13 protein-coding genes are annotated in these 19,720 nt (G+C 68.9%); 9 read left to right on the forward strand and 4 right to left on the reverse strand.

Annotation, left to right across the window (positions count from 1 at the left end; genetic code table 11):
- Positions 1-40 precede the first annotated feature (40 nt).
- From FREUN1FDRAFT_RS13435 to FREUN1FDRAFT_RS13450, 4 genes are all read left to right on the forward strand, one after another.
- Positions 41-1,120, forward strand: coding sequence for a Rieske 2Fe-2S domain-containing protein (locus FREUN1FDRAFT_RS13435; protein WP_006540602.1), 1,080 nt, complete (start codon positions 41-43; stop codon positions 1,118-1,120).
- 108 nt (positions 1,121-1,228) lie between these two features.
- Positions 1,229-1,990, forward strand: a complete 762-nt coding sequence (locus FREUN1FDRAFT_RS13440; RefSeq protein WP_006540603.1) for an acetoacetate decarboxylase family protein — start codon at positions 1,229-1,231, stop codon at positions 1,988-1,990.
- A 66-nt stretch (positions 1,991-2,056) separates the two neighbouring features.
- Positions 2,057-3,280 (forward strand): amidohydrolase family protein, encoded by a 1,224-nt coding sequence (locus FREUN1FDRAFT_RS13445; protein ID WP_006540604.1) that lies wholly within the window; start codon positions 2,057-2,059, stop codon positions 3,278-3,280.
- Positions 3,277-4,179, forward strand: a complete 903-nt coding sequence (locus FREUN1FDRAFT_RS13450) for an SDR family NAD(P)-dependent oxidoreductase (protein WP_006540605.1) — start codon at positions 3,277-3,279, stop codon at positions 4,177-4,179. The genes FREUN1FDRAFT_RS13445 and FREUN1FDRAFT_RS13450 overlap by 4 nt, the downstream gene beginning before the upstream one ends.
- 129 nt (positions 4,180-4,308) lie before the next feature.
- On the opposite strand, the gene FREUN1FDRAFT_RS13455 is transcribed toward FREUN1FDRAFT_RS13450, so the two are convergent.
- From FREUN1FDRAFT_RS13455 to FREUN1FDRAFT_RS13465, 3 genes are all read right to left on the reverse strand, one after another.
- A complete protein-coding gene (locus FREUN1FDRAFT_RS13455; protein WP_006540606.1) occupies positions 4,309-5,361 on the reverse strand; it encodes a hypothetical protein in 1,053 nt (350 codons plus the stop codon).
- Between the two features lie 270 nt (positions 5,362-5,631).
- Positions 5,632-6,408, reverse strand: a complete 777-nt coding sequence (locus FREUN1FDRAFT_RS13460; protein ID WP_006540607.1) for an SDR family NAD(P)-dependent oxidoreductase — start codon at positions 6,406-6,408, stop codon at positions 5,632-5,634.
- A gap of 35 nt (positions 6,409-6,443) precedes the next feature.
- Positions 6,444-7,652, reverse strand: a complete 1,209-nt coding sequence (locus tag FREUN1FDRAFT_RS13465; protein WP_006540608.1) for a cytochrome P450 — start codon at positions 7,650-7,652, stop codon at positions 6,444-6,446.
- Positions 7,653-8,018: 366 nt separating this feature from the next.
- On the opposite strand from FREUN1FDRAFT_RS13465, the gene FREUN1FDRAFT_RS13470 reads away from it, so the two are divergent.
- Positions 8,019-9,080, forward strand: coding sequence for a TIGR03857 family LLM class F420-dependent oxidoreductase (locus FREUN1FDRAFT_RS13470; protein WP_035951491.1), 1,062 nt, complete (start codon positions 8,019-8,021; stop codon positions 9,078-9,080).
- A 79-nt stretch (positions 9,081-9,159) separates the two neighbouring features.
- Positions 9,160-10,731 (forward strand): acyl-CoA synthetase, encoded by a 1,572-nt coding sequence (locus FREUN1FDRAFT_RS13475; protein ID WP_006540610.1) that lies wholly within the window; start codon positions 9,160-9,162, stop codon positions 10,729-10,731.
- A 122-nt stretch (positions 10,732-10,853) separates the two neighbouring features.
- Here FREUN1FDRAFT_RS13475 and FREUN1FDRAFT_RS39765 read toward each other — a convergent pair whose 3' ends face one another.
- Positions 10,854-11,258, reverse strand: a complete 405-nt coding sequence (locus tag FREUN1FDRAFT_RS39765) for a transposase (RefSeq protein ID WP_006540611.1) — start codon at positions 11,256-11,258, stop codon at positions 10,854-10,856.
- A 762-nt stretch (positions 11,259-12,020) separates the two neighbouring features.
- Between FREUN1FDRAFT_RS39765 and FREUN1FDRAFT_RS47670 the strand changes: the two genes are divergently transcribed.
- The 3 genes from FREUN1FDRAFT_RS47670 to FREUN1FDRAFT_RS13490 are packed head-to-tail and all read left to right on the forward strand — an operon-like array spanning position 12,021 to position 19,548.
- Positions 12,021-18,128: a DNRLRE domain-containing protein gene (locus FREUN1FDRAFT_RS47670; RefSeq protein WP_157474739.1), complete on the forward strand. Its 6,108-nt coding sequence runs from the start codon at positions 12,021-12,023 to the stop codon at positions 18,126-18,128.
- Positions 18,129-18,163: 35 nt separating this feature from the next.
- Positions 18,164-19,171: a WD40 repeat domain-containing protein gene (locus FREUN1FDRAFT_RS41430; RefSeq protein WP_232295176.1), complete on the forward strand. Its 1,008-nt coding sequence runs from the start codon at positions 18,164-18,166 to the stop codon at positions 19,169-19,171.
- Positions 19,172-19,212: 41 nt separating this feature from the next.
- Positions 19,213-19,548: a group II intron maturase-specific domain-containing protein gene (locus FREUN1FDRAFT_RS13490; protein ID WP_006540614.1), complete on the forward strand. Its 336-nt coding sequence runs from the start codon at positions 19,213-19,215 to the stop codon at positions 19,546-19,548.
- Positions 19,549-19,720 lie beyond the last annotated feature (172 nt).

Here is a 19,720-nt window from a genome sequence, read left to right on the forward strand (position 1 = left end):
CGTCACGCTACGGTGCGGACCTTTCTGGGAGGCAGACGCCATGACCACCTCGGACGGGGCCCCGGCCAGCCGTCGCGGCGCCGAGCTCTACGGAACCAACGCGGTCACCACGACCGCCGACGACGAGCTCGTCGGGCTGCCCATGCCGCAACGTCCCGACACGCTGACCGACCTCTCCCGGCGAACGAAGGTCCGGCGGGAGAGCACGCCCCGCTTCCCGTTCCCGATTCCGAACGGCTGGTTCATCGTCGCCCGGGCCGACGAGGTCGAGCCGGGGCGAACCAAGTCCCTCTTCTACTTCGGCAAGGACCTGGTGCTGTTCCGCGGCACCGACGGCACGCCGTACCTGTTCGACGCCTACTGCCCACATCTGGGCGCCCACCTCGGCGTCGGCGGCCGGGTCGTCGACGGGTCGCTGCAGTGCCCGTTCCACGGCTGGCGCTTCGACGGCGCGACCGGCTCCTGCGTCGAGGTTCCCTACGACGACATCGACTACATCCCGAAGACGGCCACCGCCCGCTCCTACCCGGTCGTCGAGCGCAACCACATGATCTGGGCCTGGCACCACCTCGAGAAGCAGGCACCGACCTACGAGGTGCCGGAGGTCGAGGAGTTCCACGACCCCGCCTGGCTGCCGATCGTGGTCAAGGAGTTCGAGATCGCGACGTGCTGCCAGGAGATGGCGGAGAACAACGTCGACACCCCCCATTTCCTCTATGTGCACGGCACGCCGGCCATCCCCGAGCAGGACTTCATCACCGACGGCCACTACAAGCGGGCAGTCGCGATGGACGGCAACTTCGTCCGCGAGGGCTACGGGCTGGGCCTCGGTGTGCTGCGGGTGAAGAAATACACGACGTTCATCTCCTCGACGACGCCGATCGACGAGGAGAACGTGCACGTCCGCTGGATCTTCACCAGCCCGGCGAAGAACGGGGAGGACGCGGCGGAGAAGGCCTCGCGCGCCTTCACCGACGGCATCAGCCAGGACCTCCCCATCTGGGAGAACAAGATCTACAAGGACCCGCCGGTGCTGCGCCCCTCCGAGAAGGCGATCACCGAGCAGCGTCGCTGGTGCCAGCAGTTCTACTCCTGGCCGGACGGCGCGCCCAAGCACTGACCGCGAGCCCGGCCGCACCGTAACGCCGCTCGTTCACGCAATTGCGTGACGCGAGCTCTGTTCGTGCTGCCCGAAATCCGTGAACGCCACCATCATGAGGAGGGCCTGATGGGCAACCGTTGGGTACGCAGCATTGAGAAAAGCTCCGAGGCCGAGTCGAACGTGGGCAGCGGGTTGCCCCCGATCCCGTCGCTGGAAGTGGTCTACCTGACCGACCCGGCGCGCCTCGCCGAGGTGCTGCCGCCGCCGCTCACGCCACCGGCGCAGCCGCGGGTGCATGTGCGGGTGACCGACATCGACCTGCATTTCGGCGAGTACCACTACAAGGAGCTGGTCGGCTACTTCGCGGTCGACGCCGTCTACGACGGGGTGACCGGTGAGTACCCGCTGCTGATCCCGATCGACCTGGAGTCGGCGATCTCGATCAGCCGGGAGAAGCACGGCGAGCCGAAGAAGCTCGCCAGCCTGGAGCTGACCCGCGACGGCGACCACGTCGAGGGCCGGATCGCGCGCAACGGTGTCACCTTCGTCGAGATCGTCGGGGATGTCACCGAGACCCTGCCGGTGCCCGAGCCCTACCCGGCGACCCAGTGGTGGTTCAAGTTCCTGCCCGCGGTCTCCGGATCGGGCTTCGACGGCGACCCGCTGCTGGTCCGCTTCGACCAGGTGCGCACCCCGGTCACCGTGGAGCGGGTCGAGGGCAAGCTGGTGCTGCGCGACGAGCCCACCGCGCCAGTCGTCGACCTGCCCGTCCTCGAGACGGTGTCGATCACCTACACGACGCGCTCCTCGGCCAACAAGGCCAGCGTCGTGGGCCCCGTCGACCCGGTCGCGTTCGAGCCGTACGCCTTCAGCCGCTACGACCACTGAGTCCCTGAGCCTGACGCCCGTGCCCGCGCGACCGACGACGAGAACGAGAAGGCCGAAGGACAGAACATGAGCGACCGGTACTTAATCATCTCCACCGATACCCACGCCGGGCTCCCGCCGGAGCAGTACCGCGAGTACGTCGAGCCCCGCTACCGCCAGGCGTTCGACGACGCCCAGGCCGCGGACGTCCAGGCGTCCGCGCTGGTGACCGCCGACGACCACCTGAAGTTCCTCGCCGAGTGGAACTCCGAGATCGGCGACCACGGCGGGATGGAGGGCGCCTGGGACCCGACCGTGCGCACCAAGGAGATGGACTCCGAGGGTGTGGCCGCCGAGGTCGTCTTCCCCGACGCGGACTCGGCCGGTGTCGGCGGCGTCTCGGCGTCGCCGTTCGGATCCGGTCTGAACTCCTCCGGTGACAGCGACCCCGTGCTTGTGATGGCCGGCGCGAAGGCACACAACCGGTGGGCCGCGGAGTTCTGCCAGAGCGAGCCCGACCGCCGCTACGGCATCGCGATCATCCCGGCGCTGCACGACGTGGCCGCCGCGGTCGCGGAGGCCGAGTGGGCGGCCGAGAACGGCCTGCGCGGGGGGATCATGATCCCGACGAAGTGGGGCACCTACCCGGCCTACAACGACCCGGTGTACGACCCGCTGTGGTCGGTGTGCGCCGAGGCCGGGCTGGTTGTGCACACCCACTCCGGCGTCGGCCCGACCGACTACACCTGGGCGCCCGGATTTCTGTCCATCTACGCCACCGAGGCGTACTGGTGGGCGGCCCGCCCGTTCTGGGCCCTGCTGCTCGGCGGCGTCTTCGAACGCCACCCGAAGCTGCGCTACGCCCTGGCGGAGAACGGTGCCTGGTGGGTGCCGGACATCCTCGCCCGGATGGACGCGAAATGGGAGGGCGACCACTCGACCCGCAAGTTCGGGCCGAAGACCTTCCGCGACGGCATGCGGATGAAGCCGTCGGAGTACTACCGACGCAACGTGTGGATGGCGTCGTCCGTCATGGGCGAGCTGGAGATCTCACGGCGCCACGACATCGGGGTCGACCGGCTGATGTGGGGTCACGACTACCCGCATCCGGAGGGCACCTGGCCGCACACCCGCGAGTGGCTGCGTGACCGGTTCGGTGGCGTGCCGGAGGCGGACGCCCGGCGCATCCTCGGGCTCAACGCGGCCGAGCTGTACAACTTCGACCTGGAGAAGCTCGCGCCGGTCGTCGACCGGATCGGCCCGACCGTCGAGGAGATCCACGGGCCGGCCCAGGACGGCGGCGTCGCATGAGCGGGCCCATCACCGACTTCGCCGGCCGGGTCGTCGTCATCACCGGCGGTGCCGCCGGCATCGGCCGCGCGCTCGGGGAGGCGTTCGCCCGCGCCGGCGCGCTGCTGGTGCTCTCCGACATCGAGGCCGGCGCGCTGACGGCGACCGTCGACGCGCTGCGTGAACAGACCGGCGCGAAGGTCGACGGCATCGTCGCGGACGTCTCCGACGAGGCCTCCGTCGAGGAGCTGGCCGCGGAGGTCTTCCGCCGCTACGGGCGCACCCATGTGCTGGTGAACAACGCCGGCGTCGGCCCGCCCGGGGCGAAGGTGTGGGAGTCGACGCCGAACGACTGGCGGTGGACGTTCGGCGTGAACGTCTACGGCGTCGCCAACGGCATCCGCTCGTTCGTCCCGCGGATGATCGCCTCCGGGGAGCCCGGGCACGTCGTCAACACCTCGTCCGGGGACGGGGCGGTCGCGCCGATGCCGAACGCGTCGGTGTACGCGGCGAGCAAGGCGGCGGTGGCGACGCTCACCGAGTGCCTGGGGGCCCAGCTCGCGGAGGAGGGACATCCGATCGCGGTGTCGCTGTTCCTGCCGTCGGGCAAGGGGCTGCTCGACACCGGGCTGTGGACCGCGGACCGCAACCGGCCCACGGACCTGGCCCGGGAGAAGCCGCGGTCGAGCCCGGCGATGACGGTCGCCGGGCTCGTCGCCGCCGCGGCGAAGGCCGGCCGGGAGATTCCCATCCAGCCGCTCGACGAGGTGGCCGACGACCTCCTGCGCGGCATCGCGGCGGGGGAGTACTGCCTCATGCTCGGGCGGGACGATGCCGCCAAGACGCTGAGCGTGCGCGCCGAACGGTTCGGCGCCGGCCTCAACCCCACCGAGACCGGGCACAACCTGCTGGATCTCTAGCCGGGCTGGTGGCCGGCGGCTGGTGGCCGGCGGTCCGCACCCGCAGATCGGTGCGGACCGCCGGCCGCGCGCAACCGCGGGTGGCTGTCGCTGTGGTGCGACTCGGGCGACTGCCGGTTCAGCCGGCTGTCACGGCACGAACGAGCCGGGGCCGACCACGCGGAACGGTGCGGCGGGCGCGTCCTGGATCGACTTGAAGGGCACCTCGAAGTTGAGGACCTCCTTGGTCGTCCGCTTGATGGCCCAGAACGTCGGGTGCTTCTTGTCCGAGCGGTCCCAGGCGATGGCCTGGCCCTCGACGTCGGGCAGCGCGACGGTGGCGACCCAGGTCAGGGTGGTGCCCGCCTCCGGGAGCTCCATGACGTATACCTCGGCGTTGTCATGACCGGTCAGCCAGAGCCGGCCGTCGGGGCCCCACGAGCCACCCGAGTTGCTCATCGGACGGAACCGGTCGACCAGGGCCGCCGGAACGATCCAGGCCTCGACGACCTCGAACCTGTCGTTGAGCTTCACGACCTGGGTGTTCTGGCTGCCGCCGCCGTAGGGTTTGCCGTCGGCGCCGTTGGTGTCGTAGTTGGCGAAGCCCGCCCACCAGGCGCCGTCGTGGCGGTCGATCCAGGTCAGCGAACCACGGTCGATACCGAAGCTGAAGGTCTCGATGTGGCGCATGGTCCTGGTGTCGAGGACCTCGATCGAGCTCGCCATCGGAACCTGGTTGTAGTTCGAGTGGGCGAGGTAGAGCTTGTTGTCGACGACCGTGCCGCTGTCGAAGTGGATCAGCGGGCCGGACGCGTCGGAGACGAACTGCAGCAGCGGGGCGCCGGTGGCCCGGTCGTGCTTGGTGACGGTGCGGTTGTCGACGGCGTAGAAGTACTTGCCGTCGACCGCGACACCCTGGTTGGCGTCGAAGGCGGCGTAGCGGCGGATCAGCGTCGCCGTCAGGTCCTGCGGCGCGGCTGCCGCCGCGGCGGTCGCCGCCGTGGTCGTGGTCGCGGTGGGCGTCGCGGCAGCGGTGGGTGCCGCGCTCGCCGTCGCTGTCGCCGTCGCGGCGGGGGACGGAGTGGCGTCGCCGGCGGTGGTGGCGGCGATCGCGGTCGTGGTGGCGGTGACGGTCAGCGCGGCGACCGCGAGGGACCCGGCCAGGGCTCGGGTCAGGGTGACACGGGTGTTTCGCAACCGCATGGGATGCTCCGTTTGTCGGTGGTCAAGACGAAACCTGAACCACGCTGGCCGCAACCGGGGACGGCCCGGTAACGGCAGACCCGTCGCGACGTGAATCCCAGGCGAAGCATTGATGCGTTCGGTGGCCGGGTGATGCTTGTATTGCAGCAGGTAGCCGAGCTGTGGACGCACCCCGTGCGGCACGCGGGCACGGCTGGAAGTGAGCGTGAATCCGCGGAATCGTCGGATGCGCTCAGTGCTTTGCGGTAATCCGCTGTGGCGGAGGCCGGTCTATTTCGGCTGGAGGCGGGCGCCGGCGTCGATCCGGATGACCTCGGCGTTGAGGTAGCTGTTGCGCAGCAGCTCGAGCGCGAGCGAGGCGAACTCGTCGGCGGTGCCGAGCCGGTGCGGGAACAGGACGTCGCGGCGGAGCTTGTCCTTGAACTGCTCCGAGGCGGGGCCCTCCCCGTAGATGGGCGTGTCGATCAGGCCCGGGGCGATCGTGTTCACCCGGATGCCGGCCACCGACAGGTCCCGCGCGATGGGGAGGGTCATGCCCACCACGCCCCCCTTGGACGCCGAGTAGGCGGCCTGGCCGATCTGGCCGTCGAAGGCGGCGAGCGACGCGGTGTTCACGATCGCTCCCCGCTCCCCGTCGGCGAGCGGCTCGGTGGCCGCCATCGCGGTCGCGACGATGCGGACACAGTCGAACGTGCCGATCGTGTTCACCTCGATGACCTTCCGGAACGCCTCGAGGCTGTGCGCCGAGTCGTAGCTGCCGTCGCGGCCGATCGTGCGCGACGCCCAGCCGATACCGGCGCAGTTGACCAGCGAGCGCACCGGACCCAGGGTTTTCGCCAGCTCGGTGGCGGCGACGATCTGCTCGGTGGAGGTGACGTCCACATGGGCGAACACGCCGTCGATCTCCTTGGCGACGGCGCTCCCGCGGGCGTCGTCGCGGTCGGCGACCAGGACCCGGGCACCGGCGGCGGCCAGCGCCCGCGCGGTGGCGGCCCCGAGGCCCGACGCACCTCCGGTGACGATCGCTGACGTGGCGCTCAGATCCATCCCGGACTCTCCTCGCGGGTCGCCCGGGCGGCTGCTCAGGCGGGAACGAAACGGACCGGCATGGCGGTCACACCGTTGACGAAGTTGGAGCGTAGCCGAGTCGGTGGCTCCAGCAGCTCGACCCGGCGCACCCGCTCGACGAGGACCCGGTACATCTGCTCGATCTCCAGAATCGCCAGATGACGGCCGAGGCAGAAGTGCGCTCCGCCGCCGCCGAAGCCGATATGCGGGTTGGGGCTGCGCCCGATGTCGAACGTGTAGGGGTCGGTGAAGACGTCCTCGTCGAAGTTGGCCGAGGAGTAGAAGATCACCACCTTGTCGTTCTCCCGGATGAGCTGGCCGCCGAGCTCGACGTCCTGCGTCGCGGTGCGGCGGAAGGCGTTGACGGGGCTCACCCACCGGACGATCTCGTCGGCCGCGGTCGGCGCGAGGTCCGGGTCGGCGCGCAGCCGCTCCCACTGGCCCGGGTTGTTGATCATTGCCAGCATGCCGCCGGTGACGGCGTTGCGGGTCGTCTCGTTGCCGGCGAACATGAGCAGCAGGAAGAACAGGTCGAACTCCAGCTCGGACAGCGCCTCGCCGTTCTCGTCCGGCGAGATCAGCTTCGTGACGATGTCGTCGGCCGGGTTGGCGCGCTTCGTCGCGCCCAGGTTGTTCGCGTACTCGTAGATCTCGAAGACGGCGGTCGCGGCGTCGCCGCCCGCCTCCAACTGCAGGTCGGTGGCCGAGGCGAGCCGGTTCGACCATTCGAACAGCCGGTGGCGGTCCTCCAGCGGCACCCCCATCAGCTCGGCGATGACGATGAGCGGCAGGTCGGCGGCGACCAGCTCGACGAAGTCGCCGGTGCCGGCGGCCAGGGCCTTGTCGACGATGACCTCGCTGGCCAGTCGCAGGTGCTCCCGCATCTGGGCGATCACCCGCGGGGTGAAGCCGCGGTTGACCAGGCTGCGCAGCCGGGTGTGCGCCGGCGGGTCCATGTTCAGCATCATCAGCTGCTGCTGCGCGCGGTCGTCCTCGGACATCTCGCCGAGGATCGCGGTGCGCCGGCTGGAGGAGAACAGCTCCGAGCTGCGGGACACGCGCACGACATCCGGGTGACGGGTGACGGCCCAGAAGCCTTCCGGAACCTGCGGGTCGGCGTGTCGGAACACCGGCGCCTGCGCGCGCAGGAGCTGAAAGTCCTGGTGCGGGATGCCGACCTCGTAGCGGGCGGCGTCGTAGACGTCGATCGTCTCCAAGGACATGGGTTCTCCCAACGGCTGGACGGCAGTTGGCCCGCATATTTACAGTTCTGCCATCAACTGTCAATTGTGTCGGGAGCGGTTCGCGGCTACGATATAATTTATCCATCGGTGGTCCGCAGATCCCGCCCCCGGACGCGGGCCACCGATGGGTTACGGGTGAGTCCGACCCGGTCCCGGCCCGGACACCCGACCACAGGCCCGTCGGCATCGCGGCGGGCCTGACCGTGCCGAACGGGAGGTACCGGTGTGAGCGTGACCGCGGACGAGTTACCGCCACCGCCCTCGGAGCGCGGCGCCGAACCGGGCGCTGACGGCGGTCGCCGCGGCGGCGGCCAGCGCGCCGGCGGCGCCGGGCAGCTCAACGAGCTGGGTTTCTACACCCTGGCCGGGCACGGCGCCGCACCCCGTGACCTGGTCACCGAGGTCCGCGCCGCCGAGAAGCTCGGCATCGGCGCGGCCTTCATCTCCGAGCGCTTCAGCACCAAGGACGCGGCGACGCTCTCCGGCGCGGCCGGTGCCGTCAGCGAGACGATCGGGATCGCCACCGGCGCCACGAACCACAACACCCGCCACCCGATCGTCACGGCCACCATGGCCACGACCATGCACCGCCTCACCGGCGGCCGGTTCGCCCTCGGCCTGGGCCGCGGCTTCGACCGCCTCTTCAAGGCCTTCGGGCTCACCCCGATCACAAGCGCGCAGATCGAGGACGTCGTCGGCGTCCTGCGCCGGCTCTGGCGCGGCGAGATGGTGCTGGGCCACGACGGGCCGGCCGGCGCCTGGCCCTACCTGCACCAGGACGCCGACTTCGACGAGGACATCCCGATCATGCTCGCGGCACTCGGCCCGCGTTCGCTGGAGCTCGCCGGGCGCTGCCTCGACGGGGTCATCCTGCACACCTTCTACTCGGACGCCGCGGTCGCCGAGGCGATGGCCGCGGTGGCGCGCGGCGCGAAGGCGGCCGGGCGGGACCCGGACAGCGTGCGGGTCTGGTCGGTGCTCGCCACCGTCTCCGACGAGGTCGGGGAGGAGCTGCGGCTGCTCAAGACGGTCGGCCGGCTCGGGTCGTACCTGCAGGGCTACGGCGATCTGATGGTCCGGGTCAACGACTGGGATCCGGCGGTGTTGGAACGCTTCCGCGCCGACGAGGTGGTCGGCTCGGTCAAGGGCGGGATCGACACGAAGGCGACCAGGGAACAGCTGGAGCACATCGCGACACTGATCCCGCCGGAGTGGCTGGCCACCGCGGCGACGGGCAGCCCACGCCAGTGCGCCGAGGCCATCGCCCGCCAGTTCGACCTCGGTGTGACCGGAGTGATCATGCATGGCGCGACGCCCGCCGAGCTGACGTCCGTGGTGGGGGAGTACCGCGAGATCCGGCCCGCCCGGCTCGCCGGCCTGCCCGCCAACCCCGGGCGGACCACCTGACGGCCGCACCATCCAGCTAAGCCCGTTCCCCTGAGAACCAGCCGCGCCGCGGCTGAGCCTGGACGTTGGAGGTCCGACGATGTACCCCGGCACGCACGCGTCCATCCACCCGGACAAGCCAGCCGTGATCATGAGCGGCTCCGGTGAGCGGATCACCTACCGGGACCTCGACGAACGCTCGCTGCGCCTCGCCCGGCTGCTGCGGGAACACGGCCTGCGGGAGGGCGACACGGTGGCGATCGTCGCCGAGAACCACGTCCGGTACCTCGAGGTGGTCTGGGCGGCCCTGCGCTCCGGGCTGTACCTGACCGCGGTGAACTGGCACCTCGCCCCCGCCGAGGCCGCCTGGCTCGTCGCGGACTCCGGTGCCCGCGCCCTGATCGCGACGAAGCGGTTCGCCGCGACGGCGGTGGAGATTGCCACCGAGGTCCCCGCCTGCGACCTGCGCCTGATGATCGACGGAACCGGTGAGGGAACCGGCGACGGACCCGAGGCCGGCTTCGACGACTACGAGGCGGCGCTGGCGGCCCAGTCCACCGAGCCGCTGCCCGAGCAGCCCCGCGGCGAGTTCATGCTCTACTCCTCCGGGACCACCGGCCGCCCCAAGGGGATCCGCCGGCGCCTCAGCGGCGACCCGGTCGACCGGCCGGCCGGCGGCGGCATCGCGGCGATGGGCACGTTCCTGTTCGGCATGGACGAAAGCTCCGTCTACCTGTGCCCGGCCCCGCTGTACCACGCGGCCAGCCTGCAGTGGGCCGTCTGCGTGCATGAGCTCGGCGCCACCCTCGTCATCCTGGACAAATTCGACGCCGAGCAGACCCTGGCCGTGATCGAGCGGGATCGGATCACCCACGTCCAGGTGGTGCCGACGATGCTGGTGCGGCTGCTGAAGCTCCCGGAGAAGGTGCGGCTGGGCTACGACACGTCCAGCCTGCGGCGGGTCATGCACGCCGCGGCACCGTGCCCGGTCCCGGTCAAGCAGGCGGTGATCGACTGGGTCGGCCCGATCGTCGACGAGTACTACTCCGGGACGGAGGGCTGCGGCGTCACCTACATCAGCTGCGCCGACTGGCTGACACACCCGGGCTCGGTGGGCCGTGCGCTGGTCGGCGTCCCGCACATCTGCGACGACGAGGGCGCGGAGGTTCCCGCCGGCACTGCCGGGCTGCTGTACTTCGAGCGGGACGAAGCGCCCTTCGAGTACCACGGCGACCCGCAGAAGACCCGGGACAGCAGGCACCCCGACCACCCGAACTGGACGACCTGCGGGGACATGGGCTACCTCGACCCCGACGGCTACCTCTATCTCACCGACCGCAAGAACTTCACCATCATCTCCGGCGGCGTGAACATCTACCCCGCCGAGATCGAGGCCGCGCTGGTCATGCACCCCCAGGTCGCCGACGTGGCGGTGTTCGGGTTGCCCGATCCGGAGATGGGCGAGTACGTCCACGCCGTCGTGGTGCCGGCCGACGGTGTCGAGGGCACCGACGAGCTCGCCGAGGAACTGCGGACCTACCTGCGCGGCAGCCTCGCCGGCTACAAGGTGCCCCGCGTCGTCGTGTTCCGCGCCGAGCTGCCCCGGATGCCCACCGGCAAGCTCGCGAAGGGCCAGCTCCGGGCGGAATATCTCCCCACACCGACCACCTGAACCGAGGTGAGCCAGGGGGGGTTCGCTTTTGGTGTGGGTGAGGCTGGCGGGTTCGGCGTTGGCGGTGCCGCGGCGGGGCCGGCCACGACCGCCTCGGACGTCTTCCAGGTCCGTCCCGAGATTCAGGTGTGCTGGTCGACCTCCTCCCGCTCTGCCCGACCCGCACCGGTTTGGCGGCTACCCTCATCGCCATCGACAGGACCCGGACCAGGTTCGGCGGTACGTGCATCGCCGTGGCTGGCACGCAAGGCCCGCAACACCGCGCGCAGCCTCGCGTTGTCCTCGCTGAGCCGGCGGATCTCCGCCTGCTGCCGATCGGACGTCGACGGTCGTCTCCGCTCGACCTCGGGTTCGGCCTCGGCCTCGGCCTGACGGATCCAACCCCGAAGCGCCTCGCGGCTGATGCCGAGGGCATCCGCAACGCTCTCGATCGCCGACCATTCCGAGCGGTGCCGGGATCGGACCTGGGCGACCTGGGCCACCGCCCGGGCCCGGAAAGGTGGTGAATACCTGGTCGGACGGCTCATGCGATGGACGCTCCTGTGCTCACGAACCGGTTAGGCGCGCATGCGTTTCGGTTTCCAGGTGCTCGCCGTTGCGGAGAAGACGCGATGGCCGTCTCCCGGCTTGAACCTGTGGCCACACAGCGGACCTGCAGTTTTCGGCTGCGGACGCGTCCACCCCTCGCCCATGTGGGGCCGACGGAGACTATGACATGAGCCAGCAATCCCTGCTACCGGAACGAGAAAAATTCCGTACTGCTCATGTGTTTCCGCAGTTCACGAACCACGGTGGCTCGCCGCCGCCCCCTCGGTACGCCGTCCTCCCCGGAAGCGTGACCACACCGACCCACTCGGGCGGTGGCTGGCAACGCCCCCAGGGCCGCGTCCAGCAGATGAATGTTTCATCCAGGTAACTCACCGCTGTGTGCTCCATCTCATATGATACGCAGCGTGCCCGCGTTCGTCGCTTAGTGCGAGTGCCCGATGGGCGAGATGCCCGTTATGCGTTATTTACTCTTTGCGTCCCACCTACCTTCCGTGATCAGGCGCCCGGCACCTTCGATGGGCTCACTACTTTCCGTCCGCTACCCCAAGGCTCCCGTCCGGGCCACACTTGTCCACCGGTCTTCGCTTCTGCCATTTTTTGATGCCCATCGCGGTGTTTGGCGGAAGCGGCCATCCGACCGCGCTGTCCTGCTTTTGTTCCAGCGTTTCGCCTGGACGAACGGAGTTGGCGTGCAGCGGCATGGCGTGTTGCGTCGTGGGTGGACATCCCGGTTCTTGTGTGTGCTGTTAGTCGCGCTGCTGGCGGCGACGGTTGCCGACTTTCTTCCAGCCGGTGAGAAGGCCGCCCAGGCCGCAACCCGGGATCCCGCCCCAGCTCCGGCACCGCCTGCGACCGGTCCCGCGGAACGGCCGGATTTTGTATCCGCGCAGCTCACGGCACGTGCGGAAAAGCGCCGTATCGAGGTGACCGGTGAGCGGACGGAGACGACCTCGACGTTCGTGAACCCGGATGGCACGGTCACCGTCGACTCGTACTCGGGCATCCGTCGGGTGCGCCGAGGGGAGGACTGGGTCGACGTCGACTCGACGCTGGTCCTCGCCGACGGGAAGGTCACGCCGAAGGTCACGAAGGCGGGTGTCGAGCTGTCGGCCGGCGGTCCGAAGGCGGGTGACGTCGCCACGCTCGTCGACGGCGACCGGGAGATCGCCTTCGGCTGGCCGGGTGCGCTGCCCGCCCCGGAGCTGAAGGACAACACCGCCACCTACAAGGGCGTCGCCAAGGACACCGACCTGGTCGTCAAGGTCTTCCCGACCGGCTACGACGTGCAGATCGTCGCGCACACCCCGGACGCCGCGCAGACGGCGCTGTCCCTGCCGATGCGCCTGAAGGGCGTCACCGCCACCCGCACCCCCGGTGGGGAGCTGCGGATGTCCGCCGGCGGGAAGGTGACCGCACGCTCGCCCGTGCCGCTGATGTGGGACTCCCATGTCAACCCGACCAGCAAGCTTCCCGACCGGGTCCGCGACGTCGCCGCGACGCTCGACAGCGCGAAGGCGGACAGGCCCACGCTGGCGCTGAAGCCGGACAAGGGCTGGCTCACCGACCCGGACCGGCAGTACCCGGTGACGATCGACCCGGCCGCCACCCTCGCCGACAACCTCGACACCGACGTCAACAACGTTTACACGACCACGAACTACGACACCTACGAGTACCTGCGGGTCGGGAACTACGCCGGCGCGGCGGTGAACCGGTCGTTCCTGCGCTTCGACGACTCGGCCATCAAGGGCAAGCACGTCACCTCCGCCGTGCTGAACCTGTGGCAGGCGGGATCCGCGACCTGCACCACCCAGCCGACGATCGTGCAGGGGGCCGGGGGGATGGGCGCGGGCACCACCTGGGCCACCCAACCCAGCGCGGACGGAATCACCTGGGGGAGCGGCACCTTCAACAACGGTGGATCGTGCACCTCCTCGGGCGGCACGAGTATCGACATCACCGGGCTGGTCGACGCCTGGGCGCACAACGGCTACCCGTCACCGGAAACCCTCACCGTGCGGGCGCAGAACGAGGCGGACGCCAACCAGTTCAAGTACTTCTACTCGGGCGACACGTTCCTCGGCCCGCAGATCTCCACCACGTACAACTCGTATCCGGGCACGGTCGCCGGCCGTTTCACCAAGCCGTGCTCGGTGCAGTGCGGCGGCACCCCGGCGATGGTGCTGACGAACACCACCACCCCGACGCTGTCGGGCGGCTCGCTGGACCCCGAAGGCAGCCCCGTCCGGCTTGATTTCGAGGTGTGGAACTCCGCCGGGACGACGATGGTCACCAGTGGGTCGGCCACGAACGTGACATCGAACTCGATCGGCTCGTGGACAGTGCCCTCAGGCCTGCTCACGAACGGGACGGCGTACCAGTGGCGGTCCCGTGCCTACGACGGGGTCGACTACTCGCAGTGGTGGTCCGGGTGGATCCCCTTCACCGTCGACACCACCGCGCCCGCCGCGCCGACCGGTCTGAGCTCCGCGGCCTGGGCGTCCGGTGGCTGGGGCACGGCCACCTCCGGCACCTTCTCCTGGACGTCCCCGGGTGGTGACACCCAGTCGTTCCTCTACGGCCTCGACCAGCCCTCACCGGCCACGGAGACGACGGCGACCACCACCCCGACGCTGAGCCCGGGCGGTGGGTTGCACACCCTCTACCTGCGGACCAAGGACAAGTCGGGCAACCTCTCGTCGGTGGTGTCGTACGGGTTCGGGGTCGGCGCGGGGGCGCTCGCGCAACCGGCCGAGGGGGCACGGGTCCAGCGGTACACCACCCTGGAAGGGCAGGCTCCCGCGGCGCAGACGAAGGTGACCTTCCAGTACCGGATGGGCACCAACACCGCCACGGCGTGGGTCGACGTCCCGACCGCCGACGTGACGGTCGCCGGGACGTCGACCCATCCGAGCTGGCCGATGACCCGTAACGGGTCGGGTCTGTTCGACAAGCTGACCTGGGACCTCAACGCCACCCTGACCGGGTTCGGCGCACCCGACGGACCGGTGCAGGTCCAGGCCTGCTTCCGGGACGCGGCGAACACCGTGTCATGCGCTCCGCTGCACACCGTGCAGTTCGCCCGGCGCGCGTTCGCCGACGCCGACGCCACCCAGCCGGTCGGCCCCGGCACCGTCGCCCTGCTGACCGGCGACTACTCGGTCTCGGCGACCGACGTGTCGATGCCGACCTACACCGGCGAGCTGACCGTCGGCCGCTCGTTCACCACCCTCGCGGTGGGTGGCACAGCCGGGGTGTTCGGCCCGGGCTGGACGGCGAGCATGCCCGGCCCGGACGCCGGCTCCGCGGACCGCACCCTCACCGACTACACCGCGACTGACGGCTACGCCGCGCTCACCGACGAGAACGGCGTGCAGGACGTCTACGTCCGCACCGGTTCCGGCACCTACCCTTACACCTACGCCGGTGTCGGGGACGTCGCGACGGACGGTTCGAAGCTGACGAAGGACTCGGCCACCCAGTTCACCCTCACCGAGGTCGACAGCACCCGCACGATCTACACCGCGCAGACCGTGGGCGGAGCGACGGTGTGGCGGGTCAGCCAGGTCATCGAACCGGGCACGAACACCACCTCCACCTTCACCACCGACTCCGCCGGGCGGACCACCCGCATCCTCGCCCCGGTACCCGCCGGTGTCACCTGCACCACCCTGGTCGCCGGCTGCCGGGCGCTGACCATCGGCTACGCCTCCTCGACCACCGCGACCGGCACCGGCACCGACCCGGCGACCTGGGGTGACTACACCGGCCGGCTGACCTCGGTCGCGATGTCCCTCAACGGCGACCCCGCGGTCAACGTGGCCGCCTACGCCTACGACTCGGCCGGCAAGCTGCGCTCGGCGAAGGACCCCCGCACCGGCCTGACCACCACCTACGCCTACGACGCCGCCGGCCGCCTCACGCAGATCACCCCACCCGGGCAGGCGACCTGGACCCTGACCTACGACGGCGCCGCCCGGCTGTACACCGCCTCCCGGCCCGTACCCGGCGGTGGAACCGCGACCCAGACGGTCGTCTACGACGTGGCCGTGACCGGGACGGGGGCCCCGATCGACCTGGCCCCGGCCCAGGTCGGGAACTGGGCGCAGACCGACATCCCGCTGTACGGGGCGGCGGTCTTCCCCGCCAGTCATGTCCCGGCCGCGATCCCGTCCTCGACGGACTGGCCGTACGCGAACCTGACCTACCTCAACTCCGACGGCAAGCAGGTCAACTCCGCCTCCTACGGCAACGGCGCCTGGCAGATCAGCACGACCGAGCATGACGCCAAGGGCAACACGATCCGCACCCTGTCGGCGGAGAACCGCAACCAGGCGATCACCCCGACCGCCGACACGGACATGACCGTGACGGCCCTGACCAGCTCCGCGGCCCGCTCCCAGCAGCTCGACGAGCAGACCGTCTACAGCTCCGACGGGGTTGTCGTCACCGAAACCTACGGCCCGACCCACCAGATCGTCGACACGGCCGGCGCCCGCTACTCCGCCCGCCAGCATGTGCACACCGACTACGACCAGGGCGCCCCCTCCTCGCCCGACCCGTACCGCCTGGCGACCACGATCACCACCAGCACCCGTCTGGCGAACGGGACGGACGTCGACTCCCGCAAGACCGTGAACGGCTACGAGGCGAAGACCGGCGCAGACCCGTCCACCTCCGGCTGGGCGCTGCGCAAGGCCACGACGGTCGCCACCTGGATGGGCGGCGGCTCCACCCCCGACATCGTCCGCACCACCTACTACAACGCGGCCGGGAACACGGTCGAGTCGCGCCAGCCGAAGGCGAACAGCACCGGTACCGACGCCTTCACCACCGTCACCACCTACTACACCGCCACCGGCTCCGGTAGCTGCGTGAACGCCTCCCGCACCGGGCTGGCCTGCACCAGCGGCCCGGCCGCCCAGCCCACCTCGGGCAACCCGCTGCCGGTGTCGACGTACACCTACAACAGCCTCAACCAGGTCCTGACCGAGGTCGAGACGGTCAACAGCACCACCCGGACCACCACCTACGCCTACGACACCGCCGGCCGTAAGACATCCGAGGCGATCGTGGCGAGCCCGGCCGCGGACGGCGGCACCACGATCCCCACCGCGACCTACGGCTACGACCCGGCGTCCGGCCAGGCCACGACCACCACCGCGAGCGGGATCACCCTGACCACCGGCTACGACAGCTGGGGCCGGGTGACCTCCCAGACCGACGCCGACGGGAACACCGCCACCACCGGCTACGACATCGACAGCCAGGTCACCTCGTCCACCGACGGAAAGGGCACCTACACCTACACCTACGACGGGGCGAACGAGCACCGCGGCCTGGTCACCAGCCTGAACGTCGGAGCCGGATCGGCACCGTCCACCTTCACCGCCACCTACAACGCCGACGGGAAACTCGCCACCCAGACCTACCCGAACGGCCTGGTCGCCACCACCCGCTACGACAACAACGCCGAACCCGCCAGCCTCACCTACACCAAAAGCGGAACCCCCTGGCTCACCTTCACCCAGGCCAACTCCATCCACGAACAGATCCGCCTCGACACCTCACCGGTCTCCGCGAAAAACCTCGGCTACGACCTCTCCGGACGACTCACCTCCGTCGCCGACACCGTCGCCTACGGCGGCCCCGCCTCCTGCACCACCCGCGTCTACACCTACGACGCCGAATCCAACCGGACCGCGCTCACCAGCTATCCCGACGCCGGCGGCAGCGAAACAGGAACCTGCTCCACCAGCACCACCCCGACCGGCTACGGTTTCACCTATGACCAGGCCGACCGGCTCACGAACTCCGGTTTCGCCTACGACCTGTTCGGCCGCACCACCACCGACCCCTACCCACCCGGTGGCAGCGCGGTGAACATCGGCTACTACGTGAACGACCTCGTCGCCTCCGAAACCGTCGCCGGCACCACCCGCAGCTACGCCCTCGACCCCGCCCGCCGGCTGCGTTCCTGGACCGTCGGCACCACCACCACGACCAACCACTACACCTCCGCCTCAGGCGACAGCCCCGCCTGGATCGGTGTGGGCACCACCTGGACCCGCAACATCACCGGCATCGGCGCAGACCTCGCCGCCACCCAGACCGACACCGGCACCGTCACCCTGCAGTTGGCCAACCTCCACGGCGACGTCATCGCCACCGTCGACGACACCACCACCGCCAGCTCGATCAGCAGCTACGCAGAATCCACCGAGTTCGGCACCCCCTACTTCAGCTCCTCGGCCTACCCCCGCTACGGATGGCTCGGCGCCAAACAGCGCTCCCGCGACACCGTCTCCGGACTCACCCTCATGGGCGTCCGCCTCTACGACTCCAACCTCGGCCGATTCCTCTCCACCGACCCCGTCCCCGGCGGCTCCGACAACCCCTACGACTACGCCCACCAAGACCCCTACAACTCATTCGACCTCGACGGCAGATTCTGGCGGAAGGCATGGAAGCGCGCGCGTCGCGTCGGAGGGGCCGCTTGGCGGAACCGCGCCCAAATCGCCGGCGTGGCAGTCTTCGCTGCTTGCACCGTCGCCGTCGGCTGTGGAGTTGCCGCCGGAGTTGCCTTTGCCGCATCCTTGTCCGTCAGAGGTGAATCGCTGGCGAGGCACGGCAACTATCGTCACCCGAGTCGATGGGCTGCAACAATCGGCTACTCGGCTGTCGACTATGTCACCTACCGTTTCCGGAGTGCAAGAGCGGTGAGTAGAAATGCCCGCGGCGGTGGAAGGTATCCGTTCCTTGAGGCCATCAAGGACCCTCTCGGTAGAAAGCGCATTTTTCAGCAGACAGGTGCCTTGGGTTGGGCGCTTCAGCCTTGGCTTTCGTGACTTTCTTCGGAGGGCCCACTTCACAATCAGAGCAGATGGTATATATGATTTCCGAACCGATAGCGGTCATCCAACATGGCTCCAAGCTGGCCCGATTTGCTAGGAGGGTGGGTATCGTAGTGCCGTTGGGTGTCAGCGAGGTCTCCTTCTCCCCCGATGGTCGGCTGCTGGCCGCGGCAAGCGCGGAGAAAAAGGTGAGAGTTTGGGATATTGCGAGTCCTTCGGTCCCCGTTCAAATAGCCACCGTGACCGATCGCCGAGACAAGGTTGTAACGATTTCTTTTTCCGCTGACGGTCGGTTGTTGGCTGCCGCAGGCAGAGCCAAGACGATAAAACTATGGGATCTCACGAACCCCGCTCTGCCGGCTCTGAAGGCCGTCTTGGCGGGGCATCGAAAGGCAGTTGAGAGTCTGGCCTTCTCGCCGAACGGGCGCCTGCTGGCGACGGCCAGCATTGACGGAACGGCAGGTATTTGGGACGTCTCCGAGCACAGTGCACCCATGCAGTTGGCCAGCGTTACTGATCATCGCAGCGTCGTCACCTCGGTCGCATTCTCTCCTGGCGGCCACTGGCTAGCGACTGGAAGTCTCGACAGGACAGTGCGAATCTGGGACGTGACTAGTCCGACTACGCTTGTACGGACGGCTACTCTTGAGGATCATGATCGTGCCGTCCAAACTATATCGTACTCGCCGAACGGTCACTTGCTTGCCATCGGCAGTTGGGATTACACGGTCTCGATATATGAAATATCCAGTGGTATTTATTCTCTAGCTGGCACTGTTGCTGGCCAGGACAAAGAAATCCTGTCTATTGCGTTTTCGCCGGATAGCAAGCTTCTGGCCGTCGCCGGGAGCGGCAAGATTGTTCGACTATGGAGCGTCGCCGACCCGACGTCGCCTATATGTGTGGGTACTCTCGCAGGACATCGTGGCGAAATATGGTCGGTAGCATTCTCCTCTGACGGCCACTATCTCGCTACGGGCGGCGCCGACGGTAAGACGCGGTTATACGAAATATCTGGCTCGGCGCGGGAGAACTGACCCTGCCAGGTTGACGCGCCGGGTAGCCGGCGGGAGTACGGATGGCCGAGGTCGGGCTGCGACTCAACCCGACCAAGACGAGAATCGTGTACTGCAAGGACTCGAATCGGCGCGGCCGCCATCCGGCGGTCATGTTTGATTTCCTGGGGTACACGTTTCGGCCGCTGCCCGCGGTCAACCGGCGGACGGGGAAAATGTTCACCTCGTTCGGACCTTCCATGAGCCGTGACCAGCAGACCCGGAAAGGCAGGGAGATCCGCCGCTGGCGGATGCACCTGCGTACCGGACGCACCTTGACCGACCTCGCCGCAGGGATCAACCCCTACGTGCGGGGCTGGATGAACTACTGGGGCCATTTCAACAAGTCCCAGATGTAACGCCTCCTGCAACGCATCAACGCCTACCTGATGCGCTGGGCCCGCAAGAAATACAAACGGCTCCGCAGCAAGAAAAGGCTCCAAGCCTGGTGGGAACGGGTCATCGCCAACGAACCCGGGCTGTTCGCTCACTGGGCATGGGTCACCGACTGCGGGCGCTCGTTCGCCGGAC

The organism is Parafrankia sp. EUN1f (assembly GCF_000177675.1).
GTDB lineage: Bacteria > Actinomycetota > Actinomycetes > Frankiales > Frankiaceae > Parafrankia.

Coding starts and splice junctions, on each gene's coding strand:
- FREUN1FDRAFT_RS41430 (WP_232295176.1), top strand. CDS start 18,164: ATGGTATATATGATTTCCGAACCGATAGCGGTCATCCAACATGGCTCC.
- FREUN1FDRAFT_RS13435 (WP_006540602.1), top strand. CDS start 41: ATGACCACCTCGGACGGGGCCCCGGCCAGCCGTCGCGGCGCCGAGCTC.
- FREUN1FDRAFT_RS13440 (WP_006540603.1), top strand. CDS start 1,229: ATGGGCAACCGTTGGGTACGCAGCATTGAGAAAAGCTCCGAGGCCGAG.
- FREUN1FDRAFT_RS13465 (WP_006540608.1), bottom strand. CDS start 7,652: ATGTCCTTGGAGACGATCGACGTCTACGACGCCGCCCGCTACGAGGTC.
- FREUN1FDRAFT_RS13455 (WP_006540606.1), bottom strand. CDS start 5,361: ATGCGGTTGCGAAACACCCGTGTCACCCTGACCCGAGCCCTGGCCGGG.
- FREUN1FDRAFT_RS13490 (WP_006540614.1), top strand. CDS start 19,213: ATGGCCGAGGTCGGGCTGCGACTCAACCCGACCAAGACGAGAATCGTG.
- FREUN1FDRAFT_RS13475 (WP_006540610.1), top strand. CDS start 9,160: ATGTACCCCGGCACGCACGCGTCCATCCACCCGGACAAGCCAGCCGTG.
- FREUN1FDRAFT_RS39765 (WP_006540611.1), bottom strand. CDS start 11,258: ATGAGCCGTCCGACCAGGTATTCACCACCTTTCCGGGCCCGGGCGGTG.
- FREUN1FDRAFT_RS13450 (WP_006540605.1), top strand. CDS start 3,277: ATGAGCGGGCCCATCACCGACTTCGCCGGCCGGGTCGTCGTCATCACC.
- FREUN1FDRAFT_RS13445 (WP_006540604.1), top strand. CDS start 2,057: ATGAGCGACCGGTACTTAATCATCTCCACCGATACCCACGCCGGGCTC.
- FREUN1FDRAFT_RS13460 (WP_006540607.1), bottom strand. CDS start 6,408: ATGGATCTGAGCGCCACGTCAGCGATCGTCACCGGAGGTGCGTCGGGC.